Here is a 12,224-nt window from a genome sequence, read left to right as displayed (position 1 = left end):
ACAACAAGGAAATTATGGCACGGACGTTGTAATTATTAGGTGATCTAGGCTTATAGTCTGGAATTTATTAGAAATACAAACGTGATGGATCAGTTTCATGCTTATCCGTCGCCTTGGATTTCGATAACCAAATTGGAGGGTGGGCCCAAATCATGAATTTCAGCGAATTCCGCTATGAACGGCCGGATGTGAAACAGATCGAACAGCAGTATAAAGCACGGATTCAACAATTTATCGATGCCCAGACCGCCCAGGAACAGAATGAAGCCCTCAAAGCCGTCAACGAGCTGCGGATCGCGTTCGAGACGCAGTGCACGCTGGTCGAGATCCGGCACTCCATTGACACGAACGACGAATTTTACAAGGCAGAGCAAGATTACATGGATGAAATCAAGCCCGTCATTCAAGAATATGCGACCGATTATTACCGGGCGCTCGTCGAGTCCAAGTTCCGCGGCGAGCTGGAGGCGATCTGGGGCAAGCAGCTGTTCCAGCTGGCCGAGCTCTCGCTGAAGACGTTCAAACCCGAGATCATCGAGGATCTGCAGAAGGAGAACAAGCTGATCTCCGCGTACGCACAGCTGATGGCTTCCGCCAAGATTCCGTTCGAAGGCGAAGAGCGGACGCTCCCGCAGCTCATTCCGTTCGAGCAGTCCAAAGACCGGGAGACGAGACGGCAGGCAGCCGAGGCGCGCTATACGTTCATGGCCGAGAACAGCCAGGAGCTTGATCGCATATTCGACGAGCTTGTCCAAGTTCGCACGACGATCGCCCGCAAGCTGGGCTTCGAGAACTTCGTCGAGGTCGGGTATGCGCGCATGAGCCGGACCGATTATAACGAGGAGATGGCCGCCAACTTCCGCAGCCAAGTGCTGACGCATATCGTGCCCGTGGCCAGCAAGCTCAAGGAGCGTCAACGCGCGCGCATCGGCGTGGAGCAGCTGATGTATTACGACGATTCGTTCAGCTTCCCGACCGGCAACCCGACGCCGAAGGGCGATCCGGAATGGATCGTGGCGGGCGGAGCCGAGATGTACCGCGAGATGTCGCCGGAGACCGACGCATTCTTCCAGATGATGAACGAGCGCGGCTTGATGGATCTGGTGAGCAAGAAAGGCAAACAAGGCGGCGGCTACTGTACGTTCCTGCCGCAGTACGAAGTGCCGTTCATTTTCTCGAACTTCAACGGCACCTCGGGCGATATCGACGTGCTGACGCATGAAGTGGGCCACGCGTTCCAAGTGTACGAGAGTCGTCATTTGGGCGTGCCGGAATACTATTTCCCGACGTCGGAAGCGTGCGAGATTCACTCGATGAGCATGGAGTTCTTCGCGTGGCCGTGGATGGACCGATTCTTCAAGGAGGATGCGGAGAAATACCGGTTCGATCATCTGGCCAGCGCCTTGCTGATCGTGCCGTACATCGTGGCGGTCGACGAATTCCAGCATGTCGTCTATAGCAATCCGAATGCGACGCCGGATGAGCGGAAGCAGGCTTGGCGGGAGATCGAGCTCAAGTACTTGCCGCACCGCAACTACGAGGGCAACGATTATTTGGAGCAGGGCGGCTATTGGCAGCGTCAGCTTCACATTTACCACTATCCGTTCTACTATATCGATTATGCGCTCGCGCAGATTTGCGCCTTCCAGTTCTGGAACCGGATCAACGACAGCTTCGAGACGGCATGGGCCGATTACCTCAAGCTGTGCCGCGCGGGCGGCGGTCAATCTTTCCTCGGCTTGGTCGAGTTCGCGGGATTGACCTCGCCGTTCGCGGACGGCTGCGTCGAATCGGTCATCGGCGGGATCGAACGTTGGCTGGATGGGGTAGACGATACGAAACTTTAACATGCGCTGCAAGCCGGTACCTGAATGGTGCCGGCTTCTTTCGCGTCATCAGCCGTGTCACAATCGTGACCGAACAGGTCCCTCATTCCGAGTCTGGCAAACGACAAGCTGCCGGCGGCATATTCGACGCGCATCAGCCTTTCAGCAAGCCCGGGGAATCCCGGGCTTTTTGTCGTGCGTATCACGCTCACGATTCCGTGGCGGCCGGGGTGAACGCAGCGGGCGACGAGGCGGCGGGGCCAAATACGGGGGCAAGCCTTGATTGCGACAGTTGATCGCCCAATCCGAAATATTCGCAGAAGTTCATGATCATCGGCTTCCATTTCGCCGGGTCGATATAGCTGCAGCCTTGGGGTGACAGGATCGATGTCTCCGCATGAACGCGTACGATCGCGACTTCCAGGGCGACGAGCGAGCTTGGCGCCTCGAATGGGTGCGCGCGGACCAGCTTCGCTTCGAGCTGTACCGGGCACTCCAGCACCCGAGGCGGCGCGACGGCATGCGACGGAGCCGGGGTGAGCTTGGCGATCCCGAATTTATCGGCTTCATGGCGATAACCGCGTTCGGCTTTGCTGGTCGGGACCGGATTGCGGCCCGTTAGCAGCGTCAAGCGGTCGATCGCCGGAATCAAGTCGACGGAGGGCAAATTAAGCACGCATTCGCCTTGCCGCAGCAGGTTCTGCACCGTTTGCGACTTGTCGCTCAATCCGAGCATGCAGGAGCGGTTGAGCCACCAAGCGGACGACATCGGCGCCAGATTGGGCGTTCCGTCCGGGTTCTGCGTGCTGATCAGCACGACGGAGGTGCCAAAATACAATATTTTCGGTTCAATGACGGTATGCATGGGGAATCACGTCTCCTCGGATGGAATTGGCATCAGTGTACCACGCGGCGGCGGCGTTTACCGGTTGCCCGGGGTATAAGAGCAAGATCGCGAAAAAGACGTCGAATCCGGGCGAGGGATTGACCCGCACACTTTTCGATTTTTGTAAAGCCAAGGGGAATGGCGGCGCAAAAGCGGATAGAATGGCCGAGATTCCAAATTATATTTTCAATATTATGGAATATCGTACCAGACCAGACATGTCTGTTAAGGAGCAGTCCCCGCCTACTAGTCGAATAGTCCGGGAAGTATTGGAATTTAGTATATTATGGTAATTATTACCCTTTCTATTTGCCTATGAATGCTTGGTTTATCCAGTCATTATTACCCCACGACCAAGAGGATATTGTCCTTGTTCGTTGGAGGATGACGTCTTAGAATTGCTATTATTTACTACTTCTCACCTACAACCGCATAGCTGCCAGCGTCCTGCAACGTCAGTGCTCGTTCAAATTCATGGGGGGTTTGATGCCTTGACCGTTTTCAGAAGTTTAACGCAACTGCTGCAAGACCGCGCGTCGGAAGAGAAAGGAATGACCTTCATCCAGGCGGCGCATGAGCGATCGCTGTCGTACGCCGGGTTATACGATCGGGCGCGTCGTCTGCTATTAGCTCTGCAGGCGAAGGGAATGAGGCCCGAGGACGAGCTGGTCCTGCAAATCGACGACAACGAGACGTTCGTCTGCCTATTCTGGGCATCCATATTAGGCGGATTTCGTCCGGTTCCGGTTACGGAGGCGGGCAATGACGAACAGCGCGCGAAGCTCGGCAACATTTTGAGCTTGCTGAACCGCCCTTTCCTGGCGGCTTCCCGCGAAGACCGGACGCAGCTTGAACGCATTTGGAACGAGGCGACGACGGAGAGGAAGACCCCGTTCGCCGAGCGATTCGTCGGCTTGGAAGAGCTGGACGCCGAAGGCGGTTACGGGACGGTCTACGAAGCCGGGTTGGACGACATCGCATTCATCCAGTTCTCGTCTGGTTCGACTGGCGAGCCCAAAGGGGTCATACTGACGCACCGCAATCTGCTGGCGAACATGAGACAGATCGTAGACGGCTCGCAGGCGGCGGAGAACGGTTCGTCGCTGAGCTGGATGCCCCTCACGCACGATATGGGCTTAATCGGTTTTCACCTATCTCCCATCTATGCCAACATCCATCAATATGTCATGCCTACATCGCTATTCGTACAGAACCCGACGCTATGGCTGCAGAAAGCGCACGAGCATCGGATCACCCAGATATCCTCTCCTAACTTTGGCTACAAACACTTCCTGAACTACTTCAAAGAAGAGCAAGCCCGCGAGTGGGACTTGTCCTGCGTGCGGCTCATATTCAACGGCGCCGAGCCGATCTCGGAAGCCTGGTGCCGCTTATTCACGGAGCGGCTGGCCCCTTACGGCTTACGGCCCGGCGCGATGTTCCCGGTCTATGGCTTGGCCGAAGCCAGCCTCGCCGTCACGTTCCCGCCGGTGAACGAAGGGCTGGTCTGCGCCCATCTCGATCGGGATGCGTTAGCCGAGAACTCGTTCGTCAGGCTGACGGAAGCGGATGACCGGCGATTGACGCTGGTCGACCTCGGTTACCCCGTGGAAGGCTGCGAATTACGGATTTGCGGCGATGATGGAACGATCCTAGCCGATGAGCGAGTCGGCGAGATTCAGATCAGCGGCCCTAACGTGACGCGAGGCTACTACAACAATGCGGCGGCGACGCGCGAAGCGTTCTCGGCGGACGGCTGGCTGCGCACCGGCGACATGGGCTTCCTGCGAGGCGGACGGCTGATCGTAACCGGCCGGAAGAAGGAGCTTATTTTCGTCAACGGACGCAACGTCTACCCGCACGATCTGGAGCGGCTGGCCGAAGCGCTGGACGAGATCGAGCTCGGCAAGGTGGCGGCCGCGGGCGCGGTCGATTCGGCGACGGGCGCGAACATCGCGCTGGTATTCGTCCTCTACCGCCGGAAGCCGGAGCAGTTCGCGGACTTGGCGGCCAAGCTGAAGCGGCATCTGAACCAAAGCGCGGGCATCGAAGTCGCGCACGTGCTGCCGGTCAAACGGCTGCCGAAGACGACGAGCGGCAAGCTGCAGCGCTACAAATTAGCAGCACAATTCGAAAGGGGAGAATTTCAAGCGATAATCGAGACGCTGGACGGCATGTCCGGCGCGAGTCATTCCGGCGCAAGAGACGCGGAGAACCAACCAGACGAGTTAGGAGGGATTTTGACACCGTTATACCGGGAAGTGCTTCGTATCGAAGGGCCGATTGGCGACAGCGCGCATTTCTTCGAGCTCGGCGGCAACTCGCTGAAAGCAACGATGCTGGCCGCCAGGCTGCGCGAACAATTCGGCTTCGATGCCACCATGCGAGACATATTCGACCACCCTACGGTTGCCGAGATGGCGGCTTGGCTGCGGACGGCCGCGAAGGGCGAAGTCGCGCCAATGACGCAAGCGCTTCCCGCCGACGCCTATCCGGTGACGCCGGCGCAGCGGCGGATTTTCATCCAAGAACAGGTGAACGACATCGGCACGAGTTATCATATCCCGCTCGTGCTCGCGGTGAACGGCCATGTGGATACCCACAAGCTGGGCGAGTCGATCGACGCTCTCGTGGAGCGGCATGAGCCGCTTCGGACCTGCTTCGAGTACGTGCACGGGGAGATTCGGCAGCGCGTGGTCCCGAATGCGGAATGCCCGATCATGTTCTTGACCGGCAGCGACACGATCGACGAAGCGGCGAAGCGGTTCTTCGCCCGCCGATTCGAGCTGAGCGAGGCGCCATTATGCCGATTCGGGCTATTCGCGGAGGAAGGTCGCAGTTATTTGCTGATGGATTTTCACCATATCGTGTGCGACGGCATTTCGCTAACGCGTCTCATTCAGGAGTTCCAGCTGCTGTATGCCGGCGAGACGCTGCCCCGACTGCGCGTGCAGTACAAAGATTATGCGCGATGGCAGGAGAAGCGGTTGGCTTCCGAATCGCTCGCGCGGCAAGAGCGGTATTGGCGCGGACAGCTGGCCGGCAAGCGGCCTGTTCTTCAACTGCCGGCCGATTATGCGCGGACGCCGTTCCGAACGTATGAAGGCCGCATCGCGCGAGAGGCCATCGGCACGGAGCTTGCCGCTGGCATCGATCGGCTGGCACGCTCGCTGGGGGTTACCGTCAATACGCTCTTGTTCGCCGCCTACATGTGGACGCTGCGCCTATATACGGGGCAAGACGAGCTGATCGTCGGATCGTTGGTGGCCGGCCGCGACCATCCGGATGCGGAGACGATGATCGGCATGTTCAATAACTATTTGCCGATCCGGGCAACGGTGCAAGGCGGCGAGTCGTTCCGCGCGTTCGCCGGCAGGCTGCACGCCGTGCTGCTGGAAGCTTACGACCATCAGAATTTCCCATACGACGAGATGGCCGCGTTCGATGGCGAACAGCTTAACGCTTCGCGGAATCCCCTGTTCGATACGATGCTGATCTTCCACAACGAGCTCGATCCGCATCTTCGCTTCGAGCTGGACGGCATTCGGTGGGAGCAGATCGGGTATCACAACGGCACATCCAAGCTGGATTTCAAATTGGACGTCTACTGCCGCGAGGACGGCGGACTGGACGCGGTCTTCGAATATAACGTCAAGCTGTTCAAATCCGAGACGGCCGAGGGCATCGCGGGTCGGTTCGTTCATGTGCTGGGCGAGGCGGCGAGCGTGCCGGATCGTTCGCTGGAGACGCTTCCCCTCCTGTCTTGGGAGGAGGAACGCCGGCTGCTGCTTGCGATGAACGACACGAACTCGCCGTATGACCGGGGACGCCTCATCCATCAGTGGCTGGAGGAACGCGCGCGATTGACGCCGGATGCGGCGGCCGTCATCTGCGGAAGCCGAATGCTGACGTATCGGGAGCTAAACGAGCGGAGCAATCGGTTGGCCCGGACACTGCGAGAACGCGGCGCGGTGCCGGATTCGCTTGTCGGCGTGCTTACGGTCCGATCGCCGGAGATGATGGTCGCGATCATGGCCGTGCTGAAAGCGGGCGCCGCCTATATGCCGATCGACCCGGCCTACCCGCCGGAACGCATCCGTTACATGCTGGAGGACAGCCGGGCCCGGCTGCTGCTTGCCCAAGGTTCGCTTGCGGATGAAGCGTGGATGCGCAGCGTCGGGTACGAAGGTGACCTGCTGCTGCTGGAGGACGCACGGCTGTATGAACAGGAAGCCGGAGAATTGGAACAAGCGATTGACTCGCGTCGTCTGGCGTACGTGCTGTATACGTCGGGTTCGACAGGCCGGCCGAAAGGCGTCGCGATCGAGCATCACAGCGTCATTAATCGGATCGACTGGATGCAGAAGGCGTATCCGCTTCAAGCGGGCGACGTCGTGCTGCAGAAGACGCCGATCACCTTCGACGTCTCCGTCTGGGAGCTGTTCTGGTGGAGCATGGCCGGCGCATCCGTCTGCCTGCTCGCGCCCGGCGACGAGAAGGACCCGGCGCGGATCATGGATGCGATGGAGAAGCATGGCGTGACGATGCTGCATTTCGTGCCTTCGATGTTCGGCGCGTTCCTCGACCACGCGGAACGGCATCCCCGCGCGTTCGCCAAGCTGGATCGCTTGAACGCCGTATTCTGCAGCGGCGAAGCGCTGCCCGTCCGGATGGTCGAACGGTTCCGTTCGCTCACGGCGCTGCGGCCGGCGAGGCTGGTCAATCTGTATGGTCCGACGGAAGCAACGGTAGACGTTTCTTATTACGATTGTACGGAAGGCGAGCTCGGCATGTCCGTGCCGATCGGTCGTCCGATCGACAACGCGAGGCTGTACGTGCTCGACGAGAAGCGCAGATTGCTCCCCGCGGGCGTCGCGGGCGAGCTCTATATTGCGGGAGCGGGGCTAGCAAGAGGGTACTGGAATCAGCCTGCGCTAACGGCCGAGCGGTTCGTGCCGGACCCTTACGCGCCCGGTGAGCGCATGTACCGGTCAGGCGATCTTGTCCGCCTCCGTACGGATGGCGAGCTCGACTATTTGGGGCGAATCGACCATCAGGTGAAAATTCGCGGCTATCGTGTCGAATGCGGCGAGATCGAAGCCGCGCTCCGGAGGCAGCCCGGCGTGAAGGACTGCCTGGTCGCGGCGGATCGGGATGATAGCGGGGACATCCGGCTGTGCGCGTACATCGTGGCGGACGAGGAGATCGAGCTGCGCGCGCTGCGGGGCGGCATCGCCGCAAGACTGCCGGACTACATGGTGCCGACCCATTGGGCGCGTCTCTCCGCGATGCCCTTGACGTCAAGCGGCAAGGCGGATCGCCGGGCGCTGCCGGAAGCGGCTCCGCTCGCCGCGGACGAAGCGGGTCGCGTCATGCCGAGCGGCGAGCGGGAAGAGCAGCTGGCCGGCATCTGGCGGCAGGTGCTCGGCACAATGGAATTCGGCGTGACGGATAGCTTCTTCGAACTTGGCGGCCATTCGCTCAAAGCGGCGGAGGCCGCGGCGCTGATCCAGCAGCGGCTGGGGCTGGCGGTCTCCATCCGCGACTTGTTCGCAGAGCCGACCATCCGTGGATTGGCGCGTTTGCTAGCCGCGCCGGGGGATCGAGCTGACGGCGTTATTGAACGGGTGGAAGCGCAGCGTTATTATCCGCTCTCGTCGGCGCAGCAAAGGTTGTTCGTGCTCCAGCAGATGGAGGGGATCGGCACGGCTTATCATCTGCCGTTCGCGCTGAAGTTCGAGGGCGAGCTGAACGCGGGCAAAGTCGAAGCGACGATCGCGCAGCTGATCGCGCGGCACGACACGCTTCGCACCACATTCGGCTGGGCGGACGGAGCGCCCGTCCAGTTCATACACGAGACGGTCGCGTTCAAGCTGGAGAGCTGCGCGGCTGACAGCGAAGCCGACGCGAGAGAGAAGCTCGCGGCGTTCGTTCGCCCGTTCGACCTCGGCGTCGCGCCGCTTATGCGGGCGGCCGTCGTGGCATGCGGCGAGCGTGCCGGTTACTTGATCTTCGACTTCCATCATTTGATCGCCGACGGGTTGTCCGGCGTCGTGTTCGCGGAGCAATTCCTCGCCTTGTATCAAGGGGAGGAGCTCCCGCCGCCCGCCATTCAGTACAAGGACTACGCCGTATGGCAGAACAATCTGGCACGGACGGAAGCTTACATGGACGATGCACGGTATTGGCTCGAGCTGCTGTCGGGCGCGCTGCCGGTGCTGCAGCTGCCGACGGACGGCGTGCGGCCGGCCGTCCAGCGGTTCGAAGGGGCGAGCGTGCCGCTTGAATTCGACGACATTCTGGAGCGGAAGCTCCGCGCGTTCGCGGCAAGCGAGGGCGTCACCCCGTATATGGTGCTGCTCGCGGCCTACTATGCCTTCCTCTCCAAATATTCGGGCCAAGAGGATATCATCGTCGGCACGCCCGTGGCCGGCCGGGGCCAGGCGGAGACGCTTGCGCTCATCGGCATGTTCGCGGGGACGCTGCCATTGCGGCATTATCCGTCGGCCGACAAACGGTTCGCCGATCTGCTGGCCGAGGTGAAGCAGGGCACGATCGAAGCGCTGTCGCACGACCTTTATCCGTTCGAGGCGATGGTCGAGAAGCTGAACGTGAGGCGGGATCCGAGCCGGCCGCCGCTGTTCAGCGTCATGTTCGCGATGCAGAATCAAGAGCTGCCCGCATTGGCCGTCAGCGGCCTTACGATCAGCGCGGAGCCGCTGGAGTCGCGCGCGGCGAAGTTCGATTTGACGCTCGAAATCGCCATGTCCAATGACCGGCTGTCCGGCCGGCTGGAATACGCCTCCGGCCTGTTCCGACAGGAGACGGCGGCGCGGATGGCGGGGCATTACGTCCGCCTGCTGCGGGAAGCGATCGGGGAGCCGGACCTGCGGCTTCATGAGCTGACGATGATGGCGCCGGACGAAATGCAACAGATCACGGAGACATTTAACCAGACGGCGAGTCCTTATCCGGAAGAGCTTCTCGTGCATGAGACGATGGCGCGGCATGCAGCGCATACACCTAGGCAGCCGGCGGTTACGTGGGCGGGCGGGATGCTGACGTACGGCGAGTTGAACGCCCAGGCCGGCGCGCTTGCGGCGCGGCTTCGCGAATGCGGCGTGGGGCGCAACACGGTCGTCGCCGTCATGGCGGAGCGCTCGCCGGACCTCATCGTCGCGGTGTACGCCGTGCTGAAGGCGGGCGGCGCATACTTGCCGGTCTCGCCCGCGCTGCCCGCGGCGCGGATCGCCCACATGCTGGCGGACAGCGGCGCTTGCGCGCTGCTCACGCACGAGGCGCACGCTGGTCTGGCTTCGGATTTCGCAGGAGCGGTCATCCTGCTGGACGAGGACATCGCTCGCGGAGCGGTTGATCGGGAAGGAATCGGGGCAGCGGAGGAAGAGGCCACGGAGCGGGCGACCGATCCCAGCGGCTTGGCTTACGTCATCTACACGTCCGGCTCGACCGGCCAGCCGAAGGGCGTGATGGTCGAGCATCGCGCGATCGTCAACCGGCTGAACTGGATGCAGTCTCGGTATCCGATCGGACCTGCAGACGTTATTTTGCACAAAACGCCGATCACCTTCGACGTCTCCGTCTGGGAGCTGCTGTGGTGGAGCATGGCGGGCGCGTCCGTGCACCTGCTTGAGCCCGGCGGCGAGAAGGACCCTTCGCAGCTGCTGGACGCCATCGAATCGGCGGGCGTGACGACGCTGCACTTCGTTCCGTCGATGCTGATGTTGTTCGCGGAATACGCGGAGCGCGCGGATGCGGCGGAACGGATTCGCTCGGTGAAGCAGGCGTTCGCCAGCGGCGAAGCGCTCCAGCCCGCGCAGGCGGAGGCGTTCTACCGCCTTGCGCCGCATGCGCGTCTGGCGAATTTGTACGGCCCGACCGAAGCGGCGGTCGACGTGACGTATTACGATTGCGAGCCGGAGGCGCAGGCGAGCTCCATTCCGATCGGCAAGCCGATCGATAATATTCGGCTGTACATTCTCGGTCCTCATGGCGAGCTTCAACCGATCGGCGTGCCTGGTGAGCTGTGTATCGCGGGGGTAGGCGTGGCACGGGGGTATGTGAACCGACCGGAGCTGACGCAAGCGAAGTTCGCCTCGCATCCGATCGCGGGCGAAGGGCCGCTGTATCGGACCGGCGACTTGGCGAGATGGCGTCCAGACGGGAATATCGAATATTTGGGACGCCTCGACACGCAGGTGAAAATCCGCGGCCAGCGACTGGAGCCGGGCGAGATCGAATATCGCCTCCTGCAGCATCCGCACGTTCGGGAAGCGGTCGTGCTGGCGAAGCTAGGCCGCGAGGGCAGCTTGTTCTTATGCGGTTACTACGTCTCGGACCAAGAACTCTCCGTGCAAGAGCTGCGCGCGAATCTGGCAATCGATTTGCCCGACTACATGGTGCCGGCGTTCTTCGTTCGCGTGCCGCATATGCCGGTGACGGCGAACGGGAAGCTGGACCGCGCCGCGCTTCCGGCGCCGGAGTCGAGTTCGGTCCCGTCCGGCCGACATGTCGAGCCGGGCAGCGAACTGGAGAAGCGGCTAGCGGCGATCTGGTGCGAGCTGCTGGATATTCCGCGCGTCGGCGTGCATGACCAGTTCTTCGAGGTCGGCGGCAATTCGCTGCTGCTCATCCGGGTGCATGCCCGAATCGACGAGCGGTATCCGAAGCTCATGAAAGTGACCGATCTGTTCGCATACCCGACGATCGCCGAGCTGGCGGCCTTCATGGAGAAGGCCCTGGCCAAGACGGCGCTTCGGGAGCTGCCGCTGCTGCCGGTGCCAACGGCATTCTTGGCCGCGGCCGGAGGCGGGCGGCAGCCGGAACGCGCTTTCCGGTTCGCGCTCGAAGCCGAATTGGCGGAAGGGCTCAGACGGATGGCGGCAGCGGAACAGACGGAAGATGCGGTCGTGCTGCTCGCGCTGTTCGCGTACGTGCTGGCCAGTCTGAGCAAGCAGCCGGTCGTGCCGGTTCAGGCGGCGCTCGGCAGCGACGGCTCGGCCGTATCCCTGCAGCTGGATATTCGCCAGGCAGCGGAATTCGGCGCGCTCGTCCGTATGGCGCGCGAGGCGCTGCGGGACAGCTCGGGCAGCCATCCCCGCTACCCGCTGGCCGCGCTCGAGTCGATCCATATTGACAAGGCGGACGGCGAGGTGCTGCCGCTGTTCCACCGAAGAAGCGGCGGCGACAACGGCGCGCTCCGTCAATTCGACCTGCGGCTGGCGGTTGAAACGGAGTCGGGGAACGGTCCGTTTGCCTTTACGCTGACTTTCAACGATAAGCGGCTGCACCCAGACGGCGTCCGCGTGCTGATCGACAATTTCGTGAAGCTGGCCCGAATCGTCACGCAGGCGGCGCTTGCCCGAAGCGAGGCCGGCAGCTCGGCCGAACGGGATTGAGACTTCGGCGGTAAAAGGAGGAAACCCACTGAAGCTTTGTCCGCGAGGACAAAAGCGTGCCAGCTCGAAGCAACCCGCCGACCGCGAACAATCGTG

General features: G+C 61.5%; 3 protein-coding genes. 2 read left to right on the top strand and 1 reads right to left on the bottom strand.

Annotated features, from left to right (window positions below; translation table 11 throughout):
• Nucleotides 1-152 precede the first annotated feature (152 nt).
• The gene (locus ACFSKT_RS19770) at nt 153-1,847 is read left to right on the top strand and encodes a M3 family oligoendopeptidase (RefSeq protein ID WP_377718489.1); all 1,695 of its coding nucleotides are present in this window, start codon (nt 153-155) and stop codon (nt 1,845-1,847) included.
• Between the two features lie 187 nt (nt 1,848-2,034).
• Here ACFSKT_RS19770 and ACFSKT_RS19765 read toward each other — a convergent pair whose 3' ends face one another.
• Nucleotides 2,035-2,691 carry a flavin reductase family protein gene (locus ACFSKT_RS19765; protein ID WP_377718490.1) on the bottom strand — a complete coding sequence of 219 codons (657 nt, stop codon included), beginning with the start codon at nt 2,689-2,691 and terminating at the stop codon, nt 2,035-2,037.
• Between the two features lie 512 nt (nt 2,692-3,203).
• Here ACFSKT_RS19765 and ACFSKT_RS19760 point away from each other — a divergent pair.
• Nucleotides 3,204-12,128 (top strand): non-ribosomal peptide synthetase, encoded by an 8,925-nt coding sequence (locus ACFSKT_RS19760; RefSeq protein WP_377718491.1) that lies wholly within the window; start codon nt 3,204-3,206, stop codon nt 12,126-12,128.
• The last annotated feature ends 96 nt before the right edge of the window (nt 12,129-12,224 follow it).

The organism is Paenibacillus xanthanilyticus (genome assembly GCF_042682185.1).
Taxonomy (GTDB): Bacteria; Bacillota; Bacilli; order Paenibacillales; family Paenibacillaceae; genus Paenibacillus_Z; species Paenibacillus_Z xanthanilyticus.
Note: the sequence above shows the minus strand (reverse complement) of the source record. Positions and strands in the feature narration are given on the sequence as shown.